This is a genomic window from Ciceribacter sp. RN22 (assembly GCF_024054295.1).
Classification (GTDB): domain Bacteria; phylum Pseudomonadota; class Alphaproteobacteria; order Rhizobiales; family Rhizobiaceae; genus Allorhizobium; species Allorhizobium lividum.
Window position 1 is genome coordinate 2,848,605 of the sequence record NZ_JAMXLD010000001.1, and the last position, 24,827, is coordinate 2,873,431.

At 63.0% G+C, this 24,827-nt stretch carries 20 protein-coding genes; 17 read left to right on the forward strand and 3 right to left on the reverse strand.

The window, feature by feature from the left end; translation table 11 throughout:
* Positions 1–149: 149 nt before the first annotated feature.
* Positions 150–1,319 carry a 4-hydroxybenzoate 3-monooxygenase gene (pobA, locus tag NHF53_RS13915; protein WP_252834675.1) on the reverse strand — a complete coding sequence of 390 codons (1,170 nt, stop codon included), beginning with the start codon at positions 1,317–1,319 and terminating at the stop codon, positions 150–152.
* Between the two features lie 108 nt (positions 1,320–1,427).
* Between pobA and NHF53_RS13920 the strand changes: the two genes are divergently transcribed.
* From NHF53_RS13920 to NHF53_RS13955, 8 genes are all read left to right on the forward strand, one after another.
* Positions 1,428–2,309 carry a helix-turn-helix domain-containing protein gene (locus NHF53_RS13920; RefSeq protein ID WP_252834676.1) on the forward strand — a complete coding sequence of 294 codons (882 nt, stop codon included), beginning with the start codon at positions 1,428–1,430 and terminating at the stop codon, positions 2,307–2,309.
* Between the two features lie 116 nt (positions 2,310–2,425).
* Positions 2,426–3,787, forward strand: coding sequence for an NAD(P)-dependent oxidoreductase (locus NHF53_RS13925; protein ID WP_252834677.1), 1,362 nt, complete (start codon positions 2,426–2,428; stop codon positions 3,785–3,787).
* An 18-nt stretch (positions 3,788–3,805) separates the two neighbouring features.
* Positions 3,806–5,119 (forward strand): NAD-dependent dihydropyrimidine dehydrogenase subunit PreA, encoded by a 1,314-nt coding sequence (gene preA / locus NHF53_RS13930; protein ID WP_252834678.1) that lies wholly within the window; start codon positions 3,806–3,808, stop codon positions 5,117–5,119.
* Positions 5,120–5,452: 333 nt separating this feature from the next.
* Positions 5,453–7,510, forward strand: a complete 2,058-nt coding sequence (locus NHF53_RS13935; RefSeq protein WP_252834679.1) for a bifunctional diguanylate cyclase/phosphodiesterase — start codon at positions 5,453–5,455, stop codon at positions 7,508–7,510.
* A gap of 49 nt (positions 7,511–7,559) precedes the next feature.
* Positions 7,560–8,822 carry an ABC transporter substrate-binding protein gene (locus tag NHF53_RS13940; RefSeq protein WP_252834680.1) on the forward strand — a complete coding sequence of 421 codons (1,263 nt, stop codon included), beginning with the start codon at positions 7,560–7,562 and terminating at the stop codon, positions 8,820–8,822.
* Positions 8,823–9,000: 178 nt separating this feature from the next.
* Positions 9,001–11,688, forward strand: coding sequence for an EAL domain-containing protein (locus NHF53_RS13945; protein ID WP_252834681.1), 2,688 nt, complete (start codon positions 9,001–9,003; stop codon positions 11,686–11,688).
* A 3-nt stretch (positions 11,689–11,691) separates the two neighbouring features.
* Positions 11,692–12,528: an EamA family transporter gene (locus tag NHF53_RS13950; RefSeq protein ID WP_252834682.1), complete on the forward strand. Its 837-nt coding sequence runs from the start codon at positions 11,692–11,694 to the stop codon at positions 12,526–12,528.
* Between the two features lie 114 nt (positions 12,529–12,642).
* A complete protein-coding gene (locus NHF53_RS13955) occupies positions 12,643–13,572 on the forward strand; it encodes a DMT family transporter (RefSeq protein ID WP_252834683.1) in 930 nt (309 codons plus the stop codon).
* Here NHF53_RS13955 and NHF53_RS13960 read toward each other — a convergent pair whose 3' ends face one another.
* Positions 13,573–14,220, reverse strand: a complete 648-nt coding sequence (locus NHF53_RS13960; protein WP_252834684.1) for a TetR family transcriptional regulator C-terminal domain-containing protein — start codon at positions 14,218–14,220, stop codon at positions 13,573–13,575.
* A gap of 291 nt (positions 14,221–14,511) precedes the next feature.
* Between NHF53_RS13960 and NHF53_RS13965 the strand changes: the two genes are divergently transcribed.
* The 3 genes from NHF53_RS13965 to hydA all read left to right on the forward strand — a co-directional run bounded on the left by NHF53_RS13965 (position 14,512) and on the right by hydA (position 18,202).
* Positions 14,512–15,765 (forward strand): Zn-dependent hydrolase, encoded by a 1,254-nt coding sequence (locus NHF53_RS13965; protein WP_252834685.1) that lies wholly within the window; start codon positions 14,512–14,514, stop codon positions 15,763–15,765.
* A gap of 154 nt (positions 15,766–15,919) precedes the next feature.
* Entirely contained in the window at positions 15,920–16,693 is a 774-nt protein-coding gene (locus tag NHF53_RS13970) for an endo alpha-1,4 polygalactosaminidase (RefSeq protein WP_252834686.1), read from the forward strand.
* Positions 16,694–16,747: 54 nt separating this feature from the next.
* A complete protein-coding gene (gene hydA / locus NHF53_RS13975) occupies positions 16,748–18,202 on the forward strand; it encodes a dihydropyrimidinase (protein WP_252834687.1) in 1,455 nt (484 codons plus the stop codon).
* A gap of 398 nt (positions 18,203–18,600) precedes the next feature.
* Here the strand turns inward: hydA and NHF53_RS13980 are convergent, their stop codons facing one another.
* Complete coding sequence (locus NHF53_RS13980; RefSeq protein ID WP_252834688.1) at positions 18,601–19,014, reverse strand: cupin domain-containing protein; 414 nt, start codon at positions 19,012–19,014, stop codon at positions 18,601–18,603.
* Positions 19,015–19,138: 124 nt separating this feature from the next.
* Between NHF53_RS13980 and NHF53_RS13985 the strand changes: the two genes are divergently transcribed.
* The 6 genes from NHF53_RS13985 to NHF53_RS14010 all read left to right on the forward strand — a co-directional run bounded on the left by NHF53_RS13985 (position 19,139) and on the right by NHF53_RS14010 (position 24,815).
* On the forward strand, positions 19,139–19,927 hold the full coding sequence (locus tag NHF53_RS13985) for an ABC transporter ATP-binding protein (RefSeq protein ID WP_252834689.1): 789 nt from the start codon (positions 19,139–19,141) through the stop codon (positions 19,925–19,927).
* A gap of 187 nt (positions 19,928–20,114) precedes the next feature.
* A complete protein-coding gene (locus NHF53_RS13990) occupies positions 20,115–20,498 on the forward strand; it encodes an endonuclease domain-containing protein (RefSeq protein ID WP_252834690.1) in 384 nt (127 codons plus the stop codon).
* On the forward strand, positions 20,495–21,379 hold the full coding sequence (locus NHF53_RS13995) for an ABC transporter permease (protein ID WP_252834691.1): 885 nt from the start codon (positions 20,495–20,497) through the stop codon (positions 21,377–21,379). The genes NHF53_RS13990 and NHF53_RS13995 overlap by 4 nt, the downstream gene beginning before the upstream one ends.
* On the forward strand, positions 21,376–22,245 hold the full coding sequence (locus NHF53_RS14000) for an ABC transporter permease (RefSeq protein ID WP_252834692.1): 870 nt from the start codon (positions 21,376–21,378) through the stop codon (positions 22,243–22,245). Before NHF53_RS13995 ends, NHF53_RS14000 begins: the two co-directional genes overlap by 4 nt.
* A 20-nt stretch (positions 22,246–22,265) precedes the next feature.
* On the forward strand, positions 22,266–23,258 hold the full coding sequence (locus NHF53_RS14005) for an ABC transporter substrate-binding protein (RefSeq protein WP_114361186.1): 993 nt from the start codon (positions 22,266–22,268) through the stop codon (positions 23,256–23,258).
* Between the two features lie 369 nt (positions 23,259–23,627).
* Positions 23,628–24,815, forward strand: a complete 1,188-nt coding sequence (locus NHF53_RS14010; protein WP_252834693.1) for an efflux RND transporter periplasmic adaptor subunit — start codon at positions 23,628–23,630, stop codon at positions 24,813–24,815.
* The last annotated feature ends 12 nt before the right edge of the window (positions 24,816–24,827 follow it).

Here is a 24,827-nt window from a genome sequence, read left to right on the forward strand (position 1 = left end):
CGCCCGGAGTTTCCGGGCGCTGCGACACGCAACCTACAAAACTTGAGTTTCACAGTAAAGAATAAACTTGAGCCTTATGCTCATCTTTGTTTTCGAAATGAAAGCGGCGGGGTTTTGCCCCGCCGCCGTTCCTCGCGCTGCCCTCAACCTCAGTAGGGAAGGCCGACATAGTTCTCCGCCATCGCAGTCTGTGCGGCTTGCGAGGAGGAGAGGTAGTCGAGCTCCGCCTCCTGCACCCGGCTGCCGAAGTCGCCGTCCTCGGGAAAGCGATGGAGCAGCATGGTCATCGACCAGGAGAAGCGCTCCGCCTTCCAGATGCGCGACAGTGCCCGGCCGGAATAGGCGTCGAGCCCGGCGGCTTTCCTGTCGGCATAATATTCCCGAAGCCCCTCGAAAAGGTAGTGAACGTCGGAGGCGGCGAGATTGAGGCCCTTTGCGCCGGTCGGCGGCACGATGTGGCCGGCGTCGCCGACGAGAAAGAGCCGCCCGAACCGCAGGGGCTCGGCCACGAAGGACCGCAGCGGCGCGATCGATTTTTCGATCGACGGTCCGGTCACCATCGCCTCGGCCACGTCCTGCGGCAGCCGCCGGCGGATTTCGTCCCAGAACGCATCGTCCGACCAGTCCTCCACCTTGTCCGTCAGCGGCACCTGCACATAGTAGCGGCTGCGCGTATGGGAACGCTGCGAACAGAGCGCAAAGCCACGCACATGATTGGCGTAGATGAGTTCGTGGTGGACGGGCGGAACGTCCGCGAGAAGGCCGAGCCAGCCGAAGGGATAGACCTTCTCGAAGGTGCGGAGGCCCTTTCCCTCGACCGATGCGCGGCAGACCCCGTGAAAGCCGTCGCAGCCGGCGATGTAGTCGCAGTCGATACGGTGCGTGACCCCGTCCTGCTCGTAGGTGACATAGGGTGAGGCACCGTCGAAATCGTGTGGCGTGACGTTGGCGGCATTGTAGATCGTCGTTCCGCCGGTCGCGGCACGATGGTCCATCAGATCGCGGGTGAGTTCCGTCTGGCCGTAGACCATGACCGACGTACCGGTCAGGCCTTTCAGGTGAATGCGGTGGCGACGTCCCGCGAAGGAAAGCTCGAAGCCGTCGTGAACGAGACCTTCCTTGTGCATCCGATCGCCGCAGCCGGCACGGTCGAGCAGGTCGACGGCGCCGACCTCCAGCACCCCGGCACGGATACGTCCGAGAATGTAATCGCGGTCGACGCGGTCGAGGATGATATTGTCTATGCCCGCATTGGCGAGCAATTGGCCGAGCAGCAGCCCGGACGGACCGGAGCCGACGATGACGACTTGAGTGCGCATGGAAATCCTCCCTGATTTCTTGCCAAATGATAAGCGCGCGGCGCTTGCCCACAATGGAAAATTCCGGCAAATACTTGGACGTTTCGAACATCACGCCGGCGACCCAGAATGAATACGCGCGTTCCGACCTATGCCCTCTACGGCGAAGACACCGCCGAAATCCCGGAATTTTGGGTTCATGCGGAATCAATCGCCAGCCGAAGCCGCCTCCACGGCTGGGAGATCAAACGGCACCGCCACGCATGCCTTTTTCAAATTTTGCACATCCGCCACGGCAAGGGCGAGGCGTTGATCGGCAACGGATGGCACGCCTTCACGGCGCCGGCGGCGATCGTCGTGCCGGAGCGGCATGAGCACGGCTTTCGCTTCTCGACCGACGTCGACGGCGCCGTCATCACCCTGATGTCGAAACGGCTTCCCGCCCGGCTGCCGGCACACAAGGGGATCGCGGAATGGCTGGCCCACCCTCGCCTGACACAGATGCCGGCGGATCATCCGGATACTCCCTACATCGGAGAAACCCTGAACCACATCGAGCGCGAGATCATCCAGGCGGGCGCCAGCCCCTCGCCGCTTCTGGAAGCGATGCTCGTCACGGCGCTCCTCCTCGTCTTCCGGATGGGCGGAACGACGGAAGCGATGGAGGCCGGCCGGGATCAGGTGCGTTTCGAGCAACTGAACGCGCTCATCAACGACGGCTTTCGCGCGCACCGTCCCGTGACGTTCTATGCACGCGAACTCGGCGTCTCGGTCACCCACCTCAACCGCATCGCGCGCGCAATCGCCGGAAAGCCGGTGAGCCGTCTCATCGCCGAACGGATCATCTCGGAAGCGAAGCGAGACCTCGTCTTCGCGGGCATCACCATCCAGCAGGTCGCCGACGGCCTGGGTTTCGAGGACCAGGCCTATTTCAGCCGATTCTTTTCCCGTCATGCGGGCCTCTCCCCTGCCCGTTACCGGGACCGCGAACGCGCCCTCCTCGGCGGCTGAAACCCTTGCATCGCCGGCATTGCACGATACGCCGACGAAGAACTTTTACCGTTTGATAAATTTTTTGTCTTGAGTTACCGTCATGGCAATCGCGCCATAAAAAAGAGGGAACTGCGATGCGAAGACTGGAACCGGGCCTGAAGGCCGGGCGGCTCGACGCTGCCGAATATGCGAAGAATTTCTCCGACCTGCACCCGCGCCTGGGCGACCACGAAGCACTGGTTGCCTCGGACCGCTGCTATTTCTGTCACGACGCGCCATGCATGACGGCCTGTCCCACCTCGATCGACATCCCGATGTTCATCCGCCAGATCGCGACCGGCAATGCGACCGGCGCGGCGAAGACGATCTTCGACCAGAACATCCTCGGCGGCATGTGCGCTCGCGTCTGTCCCACCGAAACGCTCTGCGAAGAGGCCTGCGTGCGGAATACGGCCGAGGAGCGCCCGGTCGAGATCGGCCGGCTGCAGCGCTACGCCACCGATCTCGCGATCGATGAGGGCCGCCAGTTCTACCAGCCCGCGGCCTCCAGCGGCAAAAGCGTCGCCGTCGTCGGCGCCGGTCCGGCAGGCCTCGCCTGCGCCCACCGGCTTGCGATGCACGGCCACCGCGTGACCATCTACGACCACCGCGAGAAGGCGGGCGGCCTCAACGAATACGGTATCGCCGCCTACAAGGCGACCAACGACTTCGCCCAGGCGGAAGTCGATTACGTGCTCTCCATCGGCAATATCGACGTCATCAACGGCGAGATGCTCGGCCGCGACTTCACGCTGGCCGATCTCCAGGCGAAGTACGACGCCGTCTTCCTCGGCACCGGCCTCGGCAACGTCAACATGCTCGGCATTCCGGGCGCCGACATCAACGGCGTGGCGGACGCGGTCGAGTTCATCTCCAACCTGCGCGAAGCCACGAACAAGGCCGATGTCCCCGTCGGCCGCGATGTGGTCGTGATCGGCGGCGGCATGACCGCGATCGATGCCGGCGTGCAGGCCAAGGCACTCGGCGCCGAAAATGTTACGATCTGCTACCGCCGCGGCAAGGAGCACATGAACGCCTCGGAGTTCGAGCAGGATCTCGCCGCTTCGAAGGGCGTCACCATCCGCCACTGGCTGCAGCCGAAGGAGGTCGCCCACCATCACGGGCACGTCTCCGCCATCACCTTCGAATACACCCACGTCGAAAACGGCATGATGAAGGGCACCGGCCACACCGCCGAGATCAAGGCCGATCAGGTCCTGGTGGCGATCGGCCAGAAGCTCGATCCGCTCGGCCTCGACGGGCTGAAGCTCGAGGGCGGCAAGATCGCGATCGACGCCGACGGTCGCACCTCCGTTCCGGGCGTCTGGGCCGGCGGTGACTGCGCGACCGGCGGCAAGGACCTGACGGTTTCCGCCGTCGCCATGGGCCGCGACGCGGCCGAAAGCATCAACCGGTCTCTCGCCGCTGCTGCGGCGGGCGTCACTGCTGTCGCTTAAAGGATCGGGAGAGATATCATGGCTGATCTTCGCAACAACTTCGTCGGCATCAAGTCTCCGAACCCGTTCTGGCTGGCTTCCGCACCGCCGACCGACAAGGCCTACAACGTCGAGCGCGCCTTCAAGGCCGGCTGGGGTGGCGTCGTCTGGAAGACGCTGGGCTCGGAAGGGCCGCCGGTCGTCAACGTCAACGGCCCGCGCTACGGCGCAATCTGGGGTGCCGACCGCCGCCTGCTCGGCCTCAACAACATCGAGCTCATCACCGACCGTCCGCTGCAGGTGAACCTGCAGGAGATGAAGATGGTCAAGAAGAATTGGCCCGACCGCGCACTGATCGCCTCGATCATGGTCCCCTGCGTCGAGGAAGAGTGGAAGGCGATCCTGCCGCTCGTGGAAGAGACCGGTGCCGACGGCATCGAGCTCAATTTCGGCTGCCCGCACGGCATGTCCGAGCGCGGCATGGGTGCAGCAGTCGGACAGGTGCCGGAATATATCGAAATGGTGGTGCGCTGGTGCAAGCAATACACCCGCATGCCGGTGATCACCAAGCTGACACCGAACATCACCGACATCCGCAAGCCCGCGCGCGCCGCAAAGGCCGGCGGTACCGACGCCGTATCGCTGATCAACACCATCAACTCGATCGTGTCGGTCGACCTCGACAGCTTCGCGCCGAACCCGACCGTCGGCGGCAAGGGTACGCACGGCGGCTATTGCGGTCCGGCGGTGAAGCCGATTGCGCTCAACATGGTGGCCGAAATCGCCCGCGATCCGGAGACCTACGGCCTGCCGATCTCCGGCATCGGCGGCGTCACCACCTGGCGCGACGCGGCGGAGTTCCTGGCGCTCGGCGCCGGCAATGTCCAGGTCTGCACCGCGGCGATGACCTACGGCTTCAAGATCGTGCAGGAGATGATCACCGGGCTCTCCGACTGGATGGACGCCAAGGGACATCGGACCCTCGACGACGTCTGCGGCCGTGCGGTGCCGAACGTCACCGACTGGAAATACCTGAACCTCAACTATATAGCCAAGGCGCATATCGATCAGGAAGCCTGCATCAAGTGCGGCCGCTGTCACATCGCCTGCGAGGACACCTCGCACCAGGCGATCACGAACATGGTCGACGGCGTTCGCCACTTCGAAGTCAAGGAAGAGGAATGCGTCGGCTGCAATCTCTGCGTCAACGTCTGTCCGGTCGAGAACTGCATCACCATGGTCGGCCTCGAGCCCGGCACGATCGACCAGCGCACCGGCAAGCCCGTCGATCCGAACTACGCCAACTGGACGACCCATCCGAACAACCCGATGGCGGTGCAGGCGGCGGAATAATCGTCAACGCTTCCCGTCCCTCGGAAATCTGATCGTCTTGCAGGGCCGCGCGAACCGCGGCCCTCTTTTTTCGCGCCGTGACATCGGGCGCGAAGGAGTGCCGCCGCGCGTCTCCCCATATCCGCCGCAAAGCGCATGCGGCCGGGCAAAGCGCCCACTGTTCGAGTTCTCTCGTCAGCTTTTAGTATGTCTTAAGTAGATCGCCCGTAGAATTGGAGAATTACATGACTTTAGAAAATACGAAATAATTGAACTTTTTATTCTGTTAGAAAACGTCGGACTTTATCCAGGGCTCCTGATCGTCTCAGGCGCGGGAAGAGGAATTTTCTTGGAATGACCAGGGCACCGTCGCTCTCGGTTGAACGCTATATCAGTTCGATCGCACGACTTTACATGAATGCGGCCATCGTCATGACGCTCCTCATCGGCGCGGGCTATGTCACCGTCAAGGTCGCTCTCGATCGCCATGCGCTGCAGCAAAGCGTCAGCTTCGCGACGAGCAGCCAGTTCATCAGCTTTCAGCAGCTCGCCAATCAGACGCGGGCGTTGATGCGGGCATCGGGCGACCGGGATCTGCCGGACAGCCTCTTGCAGCCGATGATCAAGGAGATCCGGCGCAACATCGCCCATATCAGGGCGCTCGGCGGGGAGCTTCGGCAGCTCAATCAGGCTCTCGGCGACAACGCTCTCGAACGGCTGAGGCCGCGGGACACGGAGTACGAGAGGCTCCGCGAGGAACTCAACGAGCGCCTCGAGGACTTTCTGTCGCGTGCCGAACGGGTGACAGGCACGTCGAGCAAAGAGCGCAGGCTGCGCTACAGCTTCTGGGGACCGATCGATTTCGCAACGTCGTCGGACGGTGCACTCATGCAGCAGTTCGGTGATCTGATTTCGAGAGTGCACGATCGGAGCGACATCAGCATCAACAATGCGGCCACGCTCTACACGCTTCTGGCGTTGCTGCTCGAGGCAACCCTCCTCTTTGCCAGCTTCTTCCTGTTCAAGCCGCTGCTGAAGAAACTGAAGCAGGAGCACGGGCAATCGAAGGAATACGAAGCGCAACTCGCGCATCAGGCACATACGGATGCACTGACCGGATTGAACAATCGCGCGGCTTTCCACGAGGAGCTGGAAGAAACGCTTGCCCTCCTGCCGGCAAACGGCGGCGGCTTCTCCCTGTTGCTGCTTGATCTCGACCGCTTCAAGGACATCAACGACAGCTATGGGCACCCGGCCGGCGATGCCGTTCTCTGCCACGTCGCGAAGGCCATAAGGGGAGCGGTCCGCGCGCAGGACGTCGCTGCGCGCCTCGGCGGCGACGAATTTGCCATCCTGGTACACGGCATCACCGACCCCGTCGTCCTTCAGGGCATCGCGGCGAGAATCCTTGAAGGAATTCGTGCCGACGTCTCGGTCGACGGGCATTTGGTGCACGTCTCAGCCAGCATCGGCGGGGCGATTGCCCCGGTGCATGCGGCGAGCAAGCAGGATCTGATCCGCATCGCCGACATTGCCCTTTACGCATCGAAGGGCCTGCGCGGCAAGGCCGTCATCTTCGACGAGGCATCCTGGGCGGAGAGGATGAAGCAGAATCAGCTCATGCTTGAACTCGTGACAGCGCCGGAGCGCGGCGAGTTCGTGGTGCACTACCAGCCGAAAGTGGACCTCGTGTCCGGGACGCCGCTCGGCTTCGAGGCGGTCGTTCGATGGCAACACCCCCAGCGCGGTTTGCTGCCTCCGATACAATTCCTGCCTCTCGTGGAGGGGGCCGGCGTCATGCGCCAGATGACGAGGGCAGTGATCGACGCCACCTGCAAGGACATCCGCAAGTGGAAGGACGCGGGGATTGCACCGGGACCGGTCGCGATCAACCTGCCGGAATCGTTGCTCGTCTGCGATGACGGGTTCCAGATGTTTGCCGACGCCATTCAGGCTAACGGCATCTGCTGGAGCGACCTTACCGTCGAAGTCACCGAGAACGTCTTCTTCGACCAGGGTTCGGACCGGATCTACAGGTCCGCCGATCGCTTCCGCGAGCACGGCGCGTCGGTCTCGCTCGACGACTTCGGCACGGGCTTTGCCTCGCTCCTGCATCTGCGCGACTTCCCGTTCGACGAGATGAAGATAGACCGCAGTTTTGTCTCCGGCATCGGTCACGACCCGCGTTCGGAACAGATCACCCGTTCCATGCTCGATCTTTCCCGTAGCCTCGGCAAAAACTGCGTCGCCGAAGGCGTGGAGACCGAAGTGCAGCGTACCTTCCTGGCTGCACATGGGTGCTCCGTCGCACAGGGCTATCTGTTCGCCAAACCGATGCCCGTCAACGAGGCGACTTCCTATCTCGAAACGTTCATCACGCGTGTTCCGCTGCGGCGAGAAGCCCGGCGCTGAAAGCGCGGCCATCCAGGCAAAAACAACACACGAGGGAACTGAAAGATACATGACAGAACTACGTAACACGGTGCGAAAGGCCACCCTTTCCCTAGCCCTCCTCGCCGGAGCCGCGTGGCCGGCGCAAACCGCCAAGGCCGACCCGATGACGATCGACGTCGTGCATTTCTGGATATCGCAGAGCGAGAGCAAGGCGCTCGACGTATTTCGCACGGCCTGGCGTAAGGACGGCCACGAGTGGATCGACCTTCCTGCTGAAAACAAGGTCGCGGTGCAACGCGTCGTCGCCGAACGCATCTCTTCGAGCTACCCTCCCGCCGTCATGCAGTGGAATGCAAACGAGGGCTCGCGCGAACTGCCGGAAATGGGCATCGCACTCTCGATCGACAGGATTGCGGAAGAGGAGAACTGGCGCGAGGTCCTTCCCAAATCCGTGTTTGAGCGAATTTCCTACAAGAAGCATGTCTACTTCGCACCGACCAACATTCATGCGGAAAACTGGCTGTGGACCAGCCGCAAGGCTTTCGCCAAAGCCGGCATCGCCGCACCCGAGACCTGGGGCGACGTGTTCGAGGCGGCCGACAAGCTGAAGGCGCAGGGCATACTTCCGATCGCGATTGGTGGCGGATCCTGGGAAATCTCCCTGATCTTCAACAATCTCGTGTATTACGCGCTGGGTGCGGAGGGATATGCAAGGGCCCTGCGAGCCGATGCCGCGGTCATGGACGAGCCCGGGATGACGGAAGCCTTACAGATGCTGCGCCGCATCTCGCAGCATGTCGAGCCCGAAGAGACTCGCAAGAGCAAGACGTGGGCCGATGCCTCCAACATGGTCGGCAGCGGCGAGGCCGGCATGCAGTTCATGGGAGACTGGGCGAAGGGAGAATTGTACGCACGCGGGTACGATGCCGAGGCCGACTTCGATTGCAAGCTGGCGCCCGGTACATCCATCGCCTATTTCATGGTCATCGACGCTTTCGCCTTCCCCCTGACCAATCGGGAGGAGACCGCCGCGGCACAGTACGCCTTCGCAAAGATGGTGCTCGATCCCCTCAACCAGTTGGAGTTCAGCAAGCTGAAGGGCTCGCTTCCAGTGCGCATGGACGTGAATCCGGAAGGTCTGGATCGTTGCGGCAAGCTCGGACTCCGGATGATCTCCGAACAAAACAAGGTCGTCAGCGCCCAGTCCATGGCCATGCCATCGCAGATGTCGGAAGGCTGGATCAGCGTGCTCGCAGACTTTTTCAACGACGAAAGCATATCGGTAGAGGAGGCACGAAAACGGCTGCGTCGGATCCTGGAACAGAAATAGGCGCTCGTTGCGGCGGCCCGTCGGGCGCCCGTTCGCGCCATCCACCCAAGGTAAGGCGTCCGGGCGTACACAGCTCGATTCAGAAATTCTTCAAGGGTTTCCTTCATTCTGCGGACTGCAAGGGGAGAACTGCTCAGCCTTTGTCGCCATTCAATCCGTTTCTTGATCCGTTTCGAATATGAGCCCCATCGACGATACACGTCCGAACTGGAAATACTTGCGTTCGGTTCTTCCATATTATTTGCCGGCGATCATCGTCGTTGCCGGGCTCGCGGTGTCGATGATTTATGCGGAAAAGCAGCGCCAGCGTATCGGATTGGACAACCTCCGGGCCGAAGTGACGGAAAATCTCGGTCTCGTCAGGGCGAAGCTCGAAGGCAATATGAGCGGCAACATCCAACTACTCAAGGGTCTCGTCGCGGCGCTCGAGACGCAACCGACAATCGACGAGGCACGGTTCTCGGCCCTTTCCGAGAGAATCCTGAGCGCCAAGTCGCAACTGCGTAATGTGGTCGGCGCGCCCGACCTGAAGGTCGCCTACGTCTACCCTTACGAAGCCAACAAGGCGGTCATCGGCCTCGATTACCGCACCAACCCTGCCCAGCGCGACGGTGCCATGAAGGCCGCACAAACCGGGAACTTCGTCGTCACCGGCCCTGTCAATCTCGTCCAGGGTGGACGCGGGCTCGTGGTGCGTTATCCGGTCAAGATCGAGAGGGAGGGCTCCTCTCCCATGCTGTGGGGCATCGTCTCGGGGGTCGTGGACATCGAAAAGCTGTTCGCCGACAGCGGCCTCTTCGGCAAGCCCACGAACATCGACGTGGCCATTGCGACAACCGAAGGCGGTCGGCTGATCGAGACCTTCTACGGCGACTCCGCGATATTCGCGAAAACGCCGGTCAGCATGCTCATCAATTTCGGCCATGAAAGCTGGAAGATCGCCGCGATCCCGAAAGGCGGCTGGGACCAGCCTCAGGAGGACATGTGGCTCTCGCGTCTGCTGATGCTGGCGGTGGGCGCCATGATCCTGGCACCCGTTCTCTGGGTCGCGCGCCTCTTGGCGGAGCGGCAAAAGAACATTGCCGTGCTCTCCCGCCACCAGGAAGAGCTGCACGCGCTCTCGCACCGGCTCGACATCGCGCTCGAAGCCTCCAAGATCGGGGTATGGGAACTCGACCTGACGACCGGCGCACTCAACTGGGACGGTCGCATGGCACAACTCTACGGCGTCGAAATATCCGCCTTCGGCAGCACCTACGAAACGTGGAGGAATGCGCTCCATCCTGACGATCTGGAAGAGGCCGAGAGGGTCTTTCGTGGCTGCATCGCCGAAGGCACGGACTACGCAACCGAGTTCCGCATCATCACGCCGTCGGGTCAGGTTCGCCATATCCGCGCACTCGGCACCACGTATCGTGACTCCTTCCTTCACCGCAAGATGGTGGGGGTCAACTGGAACGTGACGGCAGACATCACCCTGCAACAGGAGCTGCGCGAAGCAAAGGCACGCGCGGAGTTGCAGAACCGCGAGCTCGAGCTTGCCCGCCAGCATATGGAGCACAACTCGCTCCACGATGCGCTGACCAGCCTGCCGAACAGGCGCTATCTCGATCAGTATCTCGCCAAGCTGAGTGAGAAGGCGGGAGAAGCGGAACACTTCACGCTGCTTCACATCGATCTCGACCGCTTCAAGGATATCAACGACACGCTCGGACATGCCGCTGGCGACCACATCCTGCGGCAAGCGGCACTTCGGTTGCGCGCAAGCATCCGCGCGGACGATTTTGTCGCCCGCATCGGCGGGGACGAGTTCGTCGTCGTCTGCGCAGGTGTGTTCAACGAGCGGGAGCACCTCGATCTCGCCAAGCGGCTCATCGATGCGATCAACCTGCCCCTCACCTATGCCGGACACGAATGCCGCATCGGCGCCAGCATCGGGCTCGCGTCGCGTGCCGACTCCGGCATGCAGATCGAACAGTTGCTCGTCAACGCCGACATCGCCCTCTACGAGGCGAAGCGGCATGGCCGCAATCGCGTCGAACGCTACAACGACGACCTGAAGTCGCTGACCATCCATACCAAGAAGACCGCGGACGCCATCCTCCGTTCGCTCGAACAGAACGGCTTCGTCTCTTACTTCCAGCCCCAATTCTGCGCCCATACACTGGAGATCACCGGCGTGGAGGCGCTCGCCCGCTGGGATCACCCCGAGCACGGCATCCTCGGACCCGATACATTCCTGAAGGTCGCCGAGAACCTCAATGTGGTCTCGCAGATCGACGCGATGATCCTCGATCAGGCGCTGTTCCAGCTCGCACGCTGGCGTGCCAACGATCTCGACATCCGCAAGGTGTCGGTCAACATCTCGGCGCAGCGTCTCTTCGACGAAAGCCTGTTCCAGCACCTCGACCGGCTGGAGCTTCTGCCCGGAAGCCTGTCCTTCGAGCTCCTCGAGTCGATCTCCTTCGATGACAAGGGTTCGGCGGTCGTCGAAAGCATCGAGCGGATAAGGCGCCACGGCATCGACATCGAGATCGACGATTTCGGGACCGGCTATGCTTCGATCCTGTCGCTGCTGAAGATTTCTCCGCGTCGCTTGAAGATCGATCGCCAGCTGGTCTATCCGATCATCGAGGCGCCGGCACAGCGCCGCCTGATCAGCTCGATCGTCGAAATCGGCCGCTCGCTCGGCATCGAGATCGTCGCCGAAGGTGTGGAAACGATGGAGCACGCGGCGATCCTCCGCGACCTCGGTTGCCAATCCCTGCAGGGCTATGCCCTCGCCCGTCCGATGGACGGGGCGACCTTCCTGCGCTTTGCGAAGGAACGGGCTTGCGTGGCGGCAGAAAACAACCGATCGGCATAGCCCTTGGCCCTTTCCGTCTTCGCGATCGTTCTCTTCGCAGCCGCGCTGCACGCGACGTGGAACGCGCTCGTCAAGGGCGCCGGAGACAAGCTTCTGACGACGGTGCTCGTCGCAGCCTCCGCCTCGCTGATCGCCGCCGTGGTCCTCCCCTTCCTCCCTCAGCCCGCATCTGCGAGCTGGCCCTTCATCGCCACGTCGACCGTCCTGCAGGTCGGGTATTTCGTGCTGGTCGCCCGTGCCTATCACGCTGCCGACATGAGCCAGACCTATCCGCTGATGCGTGGAACGGCGCCCCTGCTGGTCGCGGTCGCAAGCACGGCCTGGATCGGCGAACCCCTTTCGACGGCCGGCTGGATCGGCGTCGCCGTCATCTGCGCCGGCATCCTCAGCATGATGGGCGGAATTCCCGGACGCGACAGCAGGACGGGCGTCCTGCTCGCCCTCATGAACGCCGTCGTCATCGCCGGCTACACACTGGTGGACGGTGTCGGCGTCCGGCTCTCCGGATCGCCGGCCGCCTACACGCTCTGGCTTTCGCTCCTCACCGGCCCGCCGCTGGTGCTCTGGGCTCTCCTCACCCGCCGCGAGGTCTTCCGGCGCTACACCGCCGGCAACTGGCATCTCGGCCTGATCGGCGGTGTCGGAACGGTATCCTCCTACGGCATCGCGCTCTGGGCGATGACGCTCGCGCCCGTTGCGGTCGTTGCAGCGCTCCGGGAGACGTCGATCCTGTTCGGCGCGGCGATATCCGGGCTAGTACTCAAGGAAAAGGTCGGCCGCACGAGAATCGCCGCCGCACTCATCATCGCCGCCGGCGCGATGATCCTGCGCATGCGCTGACCGGCGTTCGCCAGCCGCCAGGACGAGCCTCGCCCCGAAATCGGTTCTTCCGACCACCGCCGCACCATGCTACGGCGGTGCCGCGACATCGGTCGCAGTCGGTAAGGAATAATCATGACGAACGAGCGAACGTCCGCAAACAGGCACAATGTCCACGCCACGGGACGGCAGAAGCTGCTCGCCCATCTCGCCATGCTGCTCTTTGCCATGCTGATCGCCTCGTCCTTCTCGATCGGCGGGCTGGCGACCCGTTCCATGCCGCCGGTCGCGCTGCAGGCGGTCCGCTATGCGGCAACGGTCGCCGTCATCGGCGTCTTGTGTTTCGGCGTATTCCGCCACCGGTTCCGCGCCCCCTCCGAGCCGGCACGCTTCCTCGTCCTCGGCCTGCTGATGGCCGTCTACATGGTCACCATGTTCATCGCGCTGCAGTTCACCGCACCCATAGCGACCGGCGCGGTGTTCACGCTGATGCCGCTGGCAAGCGCCGTCTTCGCCTGGATGCTCATGCGTCAGCGCACCCGGCCCGACGTGCTGCTGAGCCTGCTGCTTGCCGCCGTCGGCGCCATCTGGGTGATCTTTCGCGGCGACCTCGCGGCACTCCTCGCCTTCGACGTCGGTCGCGGCGAACTCATCTATTTCGTCGGCGTGCTCTGCCACGCGGCCTATGTGCCGCTGCTCCGCCGCTTCAATCGCGGCGAACCGGCGATCGTCTTCGTCTTCTGGGCGACCGTTTGCACGCTCTTCTTCATCCTGATTCCGGCGACGCCGCAGCTCCTGAGCATCGATTACGCCGCCCTGCCCGGCTTTGTCTGGTTTGCCGCGATCTATCTCGCGGTCGTCACCACCGGCATCACCTTCTTCCTGCTGCAGTTCGCCTCGATGCGCCTGCCCGCGCCGAAGGTGCTCGGCTACGGTTACCTGACGCCGACCTTCATCATCATTCTGGAAGGACTGATCGGCCACGGTTGGGCGTCCGCGTCCGTCTTTGCCGGCGCGCTGGTGACGGCGGGCGGTCTCCTCCTGATGGCGCGACTGCCGGACTGATCAGCGGCTCGCTGCAGGAATCAACCCGCGCGTGAAAAAGGCTTCGAGGAAGCGTGCCGCGTCCTCGAAGCGGTCGTCGCAAGCCCAGCCCTCGCCGAGAACCGCCCGGACCTGGACGTCGAAATCCGCATAGTGCTGGGTCGTCGACCAGATCGAGAAAATCAGGTGATAGGGATCGCAGTCGTAGACCTTGCCGGCCCTTATCCAGGAGCGGATGACCTCGACCTTCTCGTCGACCAGCGCCTTCAGCGAGCCCTTGAGCACGTCCTCGATATTCGGGGCGCCCTGCAGGATCTCGTTGGCGAAGAGACGGCTCTCGCGCGGAAAATCGCGCGCCATTTCGAGCTTCCGCCGGATATAGGAGCGCACCTCCTCCTCCGGGTCCCCGTCTGCGTCGAAGGCGCGAAGTGGCTCGAGCCAGGTGTCGAGCACCCGGTCGATCAGGGTGCGGTGCATCGCCTCCTTGGTGCGGAAATAGTAGAGCAGGTTCGGCTTCGACATGCCGGCGACCTCGGCGATCTGATCGATGGTCGCACCGCGGAACCCCCGTCGGGAAAACACGTCCAGAGCCGCTTCGAGGATGATCTCCTCCTTCTCCTCCTGGATGCGTGTCCGGCGCTGGGTCTGTGCTGCCCTCGGTATCGCCATGCCGTCCCTCCTGTCGCCTGTCGGCCGTCGCTTTTTTTGCCTTTTTCCGCCGCACATCTTTTTGGCAATTGCCTGCCAAATTGTCGTGTCTTTTTTTGTTTTTTCCGGCTTGAGTGCGGCGACGGAAGTAGTAATGTTTACCAATCGGTCAAATTATCTGCCAGTTGTCTGACAAAGGCAACCGGCATGTGACACCGGACAAGGCACGAAGAGGCCGCCGGGGACCACGGGAACAAGAAAGAGGGCATGCGCCTTGCATGGCCCTGTCGAAAAACTGGTGAGGACTTTGCAATGACGGCTGCACCCGGCGAGAATCTGCGCATTAACGGCGATCGCCTGTGGGATTCACTCATGGAAATGGCGAAGATCGGCCCCGGCGTTGCCGGCGGCAACAATCGCCAGACGCTGACGGACGCTGACGGCGAAGGCCGCCATCTCTTCAAGAAGTGGTGCGACGACGCCGGGCTCACCATGGGTGTCGACAAGATGGGCACCATGTTCATGACCCGCCCCGGCACCGATCCGGATGCGCTTCCCGTCTATGTCGGTTCGCATCTCGACACCCAGCCGACCGGCGGCAAGTTCGACGGCGTGCTCGGCGTGCTCTCCGCTCTCGAAGTCGTCCGCTCGATGAACGACTTGGGCATCAAGACCAAGCATCCGATCGTCGTCACCAACTGGGCCAACGAGGAAGGCGCGCGCTTCGCACCGGCCATGCTCGCCTCCGGCGTCTTCGCCGGCGTCCACACCCTGGATTATGCCTATGACCGCAAGGACCCTGAGGGCAAGACCTACGGCGAGGAGTTGAAGCGCATCGGCTGGCAGGGCGACGAGGAGGTCGGCGCCAGAAAGATGCACGCCTATTTCGAGTATCACATCGAACAGGGGCCGATCCTCGAGGCCGAGAACAAGCAGATTGGTGTCGTCACGCACTGTCAGGGCCTCTGGTGGCTGGAATTCACGCTGACCGGCCGCGAGGCCCATACCGGCTCGACGCCGATGACGATGCGCGTCAATGCCGGGCTCGCCATGTCCCGCATCATGGAAATGGTGCAGACGGTCGCCATGGAAAACCAGCCGGGCGCCGTCGGCGGCGTCGGGCAGGTCTTCTTCTCTCCCAATTCCCGCAATGTGCTGCCGGGCAAGGTCGTCTTCACCGTCGACATCCGCACCCCCGACCTCGCCAAGCTCAACGCCATGCGCGCGCGGATCGAGAAGGAGGCGGCCGTGATCTGCGAAGGACTGGGCGTCGGCTGCTCGGTCGAGGCCGTCGGACATTTCGATCCGGTCACCTTCGACCCGGTTCTGGTGGAGCGTGTCCGCAAGGCCGCCGAACGGCTCGGCTACAGCCACATGAACATCATCTCCGGCGCCGGCCATGACGCCTGCTGGGCGGCCAAGGTCGCGCCCGCAACCATGGTCATGTGCCCCTGCGTCGGCGGCCTCAGCCACAACGAGGCCGAGGACATCTCCAGGGCATGGGCCGCCGCCGGCGCCGACGTGCTCTTCCACGCGGTGCTGGAAACCGCGGAGATTGTGGGGTGACGGCTTTCGTCCCATACTTGCGGAGATTGGCTGGCCCGGAGAAACAACCGTCCCGCTCGCAACGAAGAAACTCGTTCTCGACTATCTGCGAGCTGTGGGGGACCGGTTTTTCCGGAAGGAGAGGCGACCGGCTGAGTGAGGTAGCACCATGCCGTTGACGCGCCTGCTCGTCCTATGCCTGCTTATGGCTGCACACGGTTCCCTGGCCGAAGCCAGAACCCGTTTTTCGGCCGGCGAGCCTTGGGACTGGCAGTTGACCGCGCCGCTTGATCTGACCCGCAAGGTGAATGTGTACGACCTCCACCCGGGACTCGTGACGCAGAAAGCCATCGACCGGCTCAGGGCGCGCGGCGTCAAGACGATCTGCTACGTCAGTGTCGGCACGCTGGAGAAAACCGCCCCGGATCGGAAGGCATTTCCGGCGAAGGTCATCGGCAAGGTCTATGGCGACTGGCCCGACGAGAAGTTTCTGGACATCCGCCAGCGCGACATCCTCCTGCCGCTGATGAAGAAGCGCTTCGAGGTCTGCAAGGCCAAGGGATTCCAGGCGATCGAGCCGGACAATATGGACGTCCACTACGCCGATTCAGGGTTTCCCATCACCAAAGCGCACACCAAATCCTATGTGCTGGCATTGGCGAAGATCGCCCATGGCCTCGGCCTCGCCATAGGCCAGAAAAACGTGCCGGACATGACCGGCCATTTCGTGAACGTCCTGGATTTTGCCATCACGGAAAGCTGCCATCAGGACGGCTGGTGTGGTGATGTGGCCGTCTATTCGAAGAAGGGCAAGGCAATCTTTGACGCCGAGTACACCGACCGCAAGATCAACTTTTCCGCCGCCTGCCACGCGGCGAAGTCCATGCGCATCTCTATGATCCTGAAAGACAGGGACCTGACAAAGGACGTGAAATTCTGCCCGAACTGAAAGCGGACGGGCGGTCCGACGCCCCGGCAACGAAAACGACAGAGGGAAACGAAAATGAGCACAGTCATCAAGGGCGGCACGGTCGTTACCGCCGATCTCACCTACAAGGCGGACGTCAGGATCGAGGGCGGCGTGATCGTCGAGATCGGCCCGAACCTTGCCGGCGACGAGGTGCTGGACGCCTCCGGCTGCTACGTCATGCCGGGTGGCATCGATCCGCACGTTCACCTCGAAATGCCGTTCATGGGCACCTATTCCTCCGACGATTTCGAGAGCGGCACGCGCGCGGGCCTTGCCGGCGGCACGACCATGGTCGTCGATTTCTGTCTGCCGGCACCTGACCAGTCGCTCCTCGACGCGCTGCAGATGTGGCACAATAAGACCAGCCGCGCCAACGCCGACTACTCCTTCCACATGGCGATCACCGGCTGGAACGAGCGCGTCTTCGACGAAATGAAGACGATCGTTCAGGACAAGGGCATCAACACCTTCAAGCACTTCATGGCCTACAAGGGCGCGCTGATGGTGAACGACGACGAGATGTTCGCCTCCTTCTCGCGCTGCGCCGAACTCGGGGCGCTGCCGCTGGTCCATGCGGAAAACGGCGACGTGGTCGCCGCCATGTGCGCCAAGCTCTTGTCGGAAGGCAACAACGGACCGGAGGCGCACGCCTATTCGAGACCGGCCGAGGTCGAAGGCGAAGCGACCAACCGTGCCATCATGCTGGCCGACATGGCGGGCGTTCCGCTCTACGTCGTCCACACCTCCTGCGAACAGGCCCATGAAGCGATCCGCCGGGCCCGCCAGAAAGGCATGCGCGTTTACGGCGAGCCGCTGATCCAGCACCTGACGCTCGACGAGAGCGAGTACTTCAACAAGGACTGGGACCACGCGGCGCGGCGCGTGATGAGCCCGCCCTTCCGCAACAAGCAGCATCAGGACTCGCTCTGGGCCGGCCTGCAGTCGGGCTCGCTCTCCTGTGTCGCGACCGACCACTGCGCCTTCACCACCGACCAAAAGCGCTTCGGCGTCGGCGACTTCACCAAGATCCCGAACGGCACCGGCGGCCTCGAAGACCGCATGCCGATGCTCTGGACCTACGGTGTTGCGACCGGCCGCCTGACCATGAACGAATTCGTCGCCGTCACCTCGACCAACATCGCCAAGATCCTAAACATCTATCCGAAGAAGGGCGCGATCCTCGTCGGCGCCGACGCCGATATAGTGGTCTGGGATCCGAAGCGCTCGAAGACGATCTCGGCCAAGAGCCAGCAGTCGGCGATCGACTACAACGTCTTCGAAGGCAAGGAAGTGACCGGCCTGCCGCGTTTCACGCTCACTCGCGGCATGGTCGCGATCGAGGAAGCGACGGTCAAGACCCGCGAGGGCCATGGCGAGTTCGTCAGGCGCGAGCCGTTCCAGGCGGTCAACAAGGCGCTCTCCACCTGGAAAGAACTGGTCGCCCCCCGCAAGGTCGAGCGCACCGGCATTCCGGCGACAGGGGTGTAAGGCGAAGGATGGCGTTCCCGGTGCGATCCACCCCCCTCTGCCCTGCCGGGCATCTCCCCCTCAAGGGGGGAGATCGGGAGCGACTGGCCGCTTGCCCTGCGACAGACGGTGGAAACGGTACTGGTACAAGAGGCAGACTCGATCTGCCTGCGCACGTCACCGCAAATTCCACAGGCACACAAGAATACGCGCATGAGCGCATTGACATTGACCGTCGGGCAAAAGGTGCAATGGGTCCGATCTCCCCCCTTGTGGGGGAGATGTCCGGCAGGACAGAGGGGGGTACCCCACCCACCGACGTCAGCGCAAAAACGAACGCGACAGAACAGCCCACTCGCTCCGCCCCCCCTCATCCCGCGCTACGCGCCACCTTCTCCCCGCCGGGGAGAAGGGCATCCTCAGACCTCCACCAGCGCATCCAGCTCCGGCAGGAGAATGACGCTCTCCTGCTCGTTGGGATCGGTGCGGGCGATGATCGCCGTGCACGGCGTGCTGGAAAGGTTCGCCGGCAAGTGCGGCACGCCGGCCGGGATGTACATCATCTCGCCGGCGTGCAGGATCACGTGGTTTTCCAGCCGGTCGCCGTACCAGGTATGCGCCTGTCCGGAGAGGCAGTAGATCGCGGTTTCATGGCTCTCGTGCAGATGCGCCTTGGCGCGCGCACCGGGCGGCATGGTCAGAAGATGCATGCAGATGCCCTTCGAGCCGACCGTCTCCGCCGCAATTCCCTCGAAATAGCTCAGGCCCTGCTTGCCGTCATAGGTGTTGCCGGGCTTGACGATGCGGCAGGTGGGTTTCGATGATGCCTCCATGGTCGCGACCTCTTCTCCCTGGCGGCGGGGCCGCCGTTTTCCTTCCGCCGCGGCTTCGCGGCGCCTCATTGACAGAATGCAAGAGGCCTGATGCCTTTGCAAGAAAGCCGATTGGTTCCAACGAATGAATGCACCCTCCTCCGTCGTCTCCGCCAAGGACCTCAGTCTGGTCTTCCAGACCAATGACGGCCCCGTCCATGCCCTGTCGAACGTCGATCTCGAGGTCGAGAAGGGCGATTTCGTCTCCTTCATCGGCCCCTCCGGCTGCGGCAAGACGACCTTTCTGAGGGTGATCGCCGACCTCGAAAAGCACACCTCCGGCACAATCACCGTCAACGGCATGACGCCGGAGAACGCCCGCAAGGACCGCTCCTACGGCTACGTCTTCCAGGCGGCCGCCCTCTATCCGTGGCGGACGATTGAGAAGAACATCGCCCTGCCGCTGGAGATCATGGGATACGGCAGAGAGGAGCAGCAGCGGCGCATCGAGGAGACGCTGAAGCTCGTCAACCTGACCGGCTTCGGCAAGAAGTTTCCCTGGCAGCTCTCCGGCGGCATGCAGCAACGCGCCTCGATCGCCCGCGCGCTCGCCTTCGACGCCGACCTCCTGCTGATGGACGAGCCCTTCGGCGCTCTCGACGAAATCGTCCGCGACCACCTCAATGAACAACTGCTGAAGCTCTGGGCCGCGACCAACAAGACCATCTGTTTCGTCACCCATTCGATCCCTGAAGCCGTCTATCTCTCGACCAAGATCGTCGTCATGAGCCCGCGCCCCGGCCGCGTCACCGACATCATTCACTCGACGCTGCCGAAGGAGCGCCCGCTCGACATTCGCGAGACGCCGGAGTTCCTCGAAATCGCCCACCGCGTCCGCGAGGGCCTGAAGGCAGGGCACAGCTATGAGGAATAGTGTTCATTTAAGAGTGAAGACCCCTCCCCAACCCCTCCCCACGAGGGGGAGGGGCTCGGCCGCCCGACCCGCGCCCTTCGACGCTGGCAGGACAATGCCGCGGGTCTTCTCCCCCCTTGTGGGGGAGATGGCCGGCAGGCCAGAGGGGGTTCGCGTTCTGGAACAATCCTTCTTCGTGGAGTGTCCCATGCCGCATTCCAATATCGATCCGAAGACCAGAGATCGTGCAAAGACCTTGCGTCGGGAACTCACAAGGGCGGAACAGGAGATGTGGAACCTGCTACGGGACTTCCGACCCCGTGGCGCTCGTTTCCGCCGGGAAACGCCAATTGGGCCATACATCGCTGACTTTGCGTGGCTTTCCGCCCGCGTGATCGTCGAGGTCGATGGTGACAGTCACGAAACGGATCAAGGGCGCGCACATGATCTGCGGCGTGACGCATTTCTCCGCGGCCAGGGTTTTAAGGTGATCCGCTTCGACAATCGTCAAGTCATCGACAATCCCGACTATGTATTCGTGACCTTGGAGACGAGCCTAAAGCGGTTCCTGGCCCCGGAGCCGCGCCCATGACCGCCCCCTCCCTCTTCCGCGACCGCGTCCTGCCCATCCTCACCGTCCTCTTCGCGATCCTCGTCGTCTGGCACCTTTTCGTCGTCTACCTGAACGCGCCCTTCGTGCGCGACCAGGCCGCACGCGCCGGCGAGACGGTGACCTTCGGACAGGTGGTGGAGCGCACCTTCAGCCAGGAACGGCCGGTCCTGCCCGCGCCGCACCAGATCGCCGTCGAGCTTTGGGACACCACCGTCGGCAAGGCGATCACCTCCAAGCGCAGCCTCGTCTATCACGCCTGGATCACGCTCTCGGCGACGCTCGCCGGCTTCGGCATCGGCACGCTGCTGGGCGTCGTGCTTGCGGTCGCCATCGTGCACAACCGCGCCATGGACCGCTCCTTCATGCCGTGGGTCATCGCCAGCCAGACGATCCCGATCCTCGCGGTGGCGCCGATGATCATCGTCGTTTTGAACTCGATCGGCGTTTCCGGCCTGCTGCCGAAGGCGCTGATTTCGACCTACCTCTCCTTCTTCCCGATCGTCGTCGGCATGGTGAAGGGGTTGAGAAGCCCGGATACGATCCTGCTCGACCTGATGCACACCTATAATGCCAGCCGTTCGCAGATCTTCTGGAAGCTGCGCTGGCCGGCCTCGATGCCCTATCTCTTCACCTCGCTGAAGGTGGCAATCGCCATCTCGCTCGTCGGGGCGATCGTCGGCGAGCTGCCGACCGGGGCGGTAGCCGGGCTCGGTGCCCGCCTGCTCTCCGGTTCCTATTACGGGCAGACGATCCAGATCTGGGCCGCCCTCTTCATGGCCTCCGGCCTTGCCGCCGTCCTCGTCACCATCGTCGGCATGGCTCATTCCGCCGTCCTGAAGCGCATGGGGGAAAAGCCGTGAACAGCGCCTACCTGATCTTCGCCGTCCTGTTCTGGCTCGGTGCCTGGGGCCTCAATGAATGGCTGGTGCGCCAGCATTTTGCCGCACCGACAGCAAGACGGGCAACCCGCATCGCCGTCCCGCTGATCTTCGGCATCACGCTCGTGGTCGTCTGGGAATGCGTCGTGCGCGGCTTTGCGATCCCCTCTATCCTGCTGCCGGCGCCCTCGGCGATCTGGACGCGGCTCGTCGGCTCGGTGCCGACCCTCTGGGCGGACTTCCGCCAGACATTCCTGAAGTCGGTACTGACCGGCTACGTCTTCGGCTGCGGCCTCGGCTTTGCGGTCGCGATCCTCATCGATCGTTCGCCCTTCCTCCAGAAGGGCCTGCTGCCGATCGGTAATTTCGTGTCGGCGCTCCCCATCGTCGGCGTCGCGCCGATCATGGTGATGTGGTTCGGCTTCGACTGGCAGTCGAAGGTCGCCGTCGTCGTCATCATGACCTTCTTCCCGATGCTGGTGAACACGGTCCAGGGCCTTGCCTCGGCAAGCCACATGGAGCGCGACCTGATGCGCACCTATGCCGCGAGTTGGTGGCAGACGCTGGTGAAACTCAGGCTGCCCGCCGCCGGGCCGTTCATCTTCACGGCCCTCAAGATCAATTCCACGCTGGCGCTCATCGGGGCGATCGTGGCAGAATTTTTCGGCACCCCGATCGTCGGCATGGGGTTCCGGATTTCCACGGAAGTGGGGCGCAGCAATGTCGACATGGTCTGGGCCGAGATCGCGGTCGCCGCGATCGCCGGTTCGGTCTTCTACGGAGTGGTGGCGCTGGCAGAGCGCGCCGTCACCTTCTGGCATCCGTCTGTCCGCGGTGGACAGGCCTGAACAAAAAAGAGGGAACAGGAATGAAAACGAAAATCGCATCTCTGCTGCTGGCCGGCGCCGTCTCGCTGATGGCGATGCAGGCCGCGGCCGCCGACAAGGTGACCCTGCAGCTCAAATGGGTGACGCAGGCGCAGTTCGCCGGCTATTACGTCGCCAAGGACAAGGGCTTCTACGAAGAGGAAGGCCTCGACGTCGAGATCAAGCCGGGCGGCCCGGACATCGCCCCGCCGCAGGTGCTGGTCGGAGGCGGCGCCGACGTGATCGTCGACTGGATGCCCTCGGCACTCGCCACCCGCGAAAAGGGTGTGGCGCTCGTCAACATCGCCCAGCCGTTCAAGTCCTCCGGCATGATGCTGACCTGTCTCAAGGAAACCGGCATCACCAAGCCGGAAGACTTCAAGGGCAAGACGCTCGGCGTCTGGTTCTTCGGCAACGAATATCCGTTCCTCTCCTGGATGGCCCATCTCGGCATCAAGACCGACGGATCGCCGGACGGCGTGACCGTGCTCAAGCAGGGCTTCAATGTCGATCCGCTCCTGCAGAAGCAGGCCGCCTGCATCTCCACCATGACCTACAACGAGTACTGGCAGGTCATCGACGCCGGCATCAAGGCGGAAGACCTCGTCACCTTCAAATATGAGGACGAAGGCGTGGCAACCCTCGAGGACGGCCTCTACGTCCTCGAAGACAAGCTGAAGGACCCGGCCTTCAAGGACAAGATGGTCAAGTTCGTCCGCGCATCGATGAAGGGCTGGAAATGGGCCGAGGAAAACCCGGATGACGCAGCCGGGATCGTTCTCGACAACGACGCCTCCGGTGCCCAGACTGAAAGCCACCAGAAGCGCATGATGGGCGAAGTCGCCAAGCTCACCGCCGGCTCGAACGGCGCCCTCGACGAGGCCGACTACAAACGCACGGTTGCAACCCTGCTCGGCGGCGGCTCTGATCCGGTCATCACCAAGGAGCCGGAAGGCGCCTTCACCCACGAGATCACCGACGCCGCGCTGAAGTAGTCTTCGGCCCCACGCAAACGACGAGGACGCACGGGTCACCGCCCGTGCGTCTTTCTGTTGCCAGACGGGCACATTCCGGCCGTTCCTCCGCAAAAACCGGAAATCGCTGCGGCAGCAGGCGTACCAAGCGTTGATTTACCAGGACGGCCAGCCTAATATTTCGCGCGTAAAGCGCTTTGGAGGGCCTTGCAAGCAGTCTTTACCAAACCCACGTAAGCCGCTTGAAGTGCCTTCGGGAAGAATTGTCGGTCGCGTTCAGAGAAGATATACGGCTTCCGTACAGAGGTACGGAACTCCCGCCGGACTTTTACGGCCATTCTTCAATTTTAGAACAGTGAATTTCTTGAAGTTAAACCTCGGAAGGGACAGATGATTCGATACCCGAACACGACGGCCGCGCTTCTGGCTCTGGGCACCATTCTCGCGCCGCTGACCGCAACCGCCGAGGAAGCACCGGCAGCCAAGACCGAGCAGATCCTGCCCTCCATCGTCGTCACCGAAGCGACGGTCAGAAAGCTCGTGGATCGCGTTGTGGCGACGGGCACCATCAAGCCGGTCGAGGAGATCTACGTCCAGCCGCAGGTCGAGGGGCTCTCGATCCGCTCGCTCGAGGCAGATGTCGGGGATCGGGTCGAGGCCGGCGGCGTGCTGGCGCGTCTCTCCGACGACAGCCTGCTTCTCCAGAAGAGCCAGCTCGTCGCGACCAAGGCCAAGGCGGAAGCAGCGCTCGCCCAGTACAAGGCTCAACTGACGGATGCCGAAGCGAACGCCGCCGAAGCCGAACGGCAGTACAAGCGCGCGACGACGCTCGGCAAGTCCGGCACCGTCTCGACCTCTCAGATCGAACAGGCGGAAACCGCCGCAACCAGCGCAAGGGCCAAGGTCAACAGCACCGAACAGGCGATCGCGATTGCCGACGCCGACATCAAGGTCGTCGATAGCCAGATCGCCGATATCGACCTGAAGCTCGCCCGCACCGACATCAAGACGCCGGCAGCAGGCCTCGTCGCCTCGCGCACCGCCAAGGTCGGCGCTATCGCGAGCGGCGCCGGCCAGCCGCTCTTCACGGTGATCCGCGAAGGCCAGATCGAGCTAGTCGCCGACGTTTCGGAAACCGATGTCCTGAAGATGAAGGTCGGCCAGAAGGCCAACATCACCGTCGCCGGCGGCGCTTCCAGGCTCGCCGGCACCATCCGCCTGATTTCGCCCGTCGTCGACCAGCAGACCCGTCTCGGGGCCGTCCATATCGCAATCGACGACGACGACAAGGCGCTTGCGGGCATGTTTGCGACCGCCGAGATCGTGATCGCCGAGGCCGAAGCCGTAGCGCTGCCCGTTTCCGCCATCACTACCGGCAAAGAAGGCTCGACAACCCGTCTCGTCGCCGATGGCGTGGTGAAGCAGGTCGGCATCGAAACCGGTATCCAGGACGGCGCCTTCATCGCGATCACCAAGGGCCTGAAGGCCGGAGACGCCGTGGTCGCCAAGGCAGGGGCCTTCGTCCGTGACGGCGACCACATCAGGCCCGTGCAGGAACAATCGGCATTGTCGAATTGAGAAGGTCGGCGT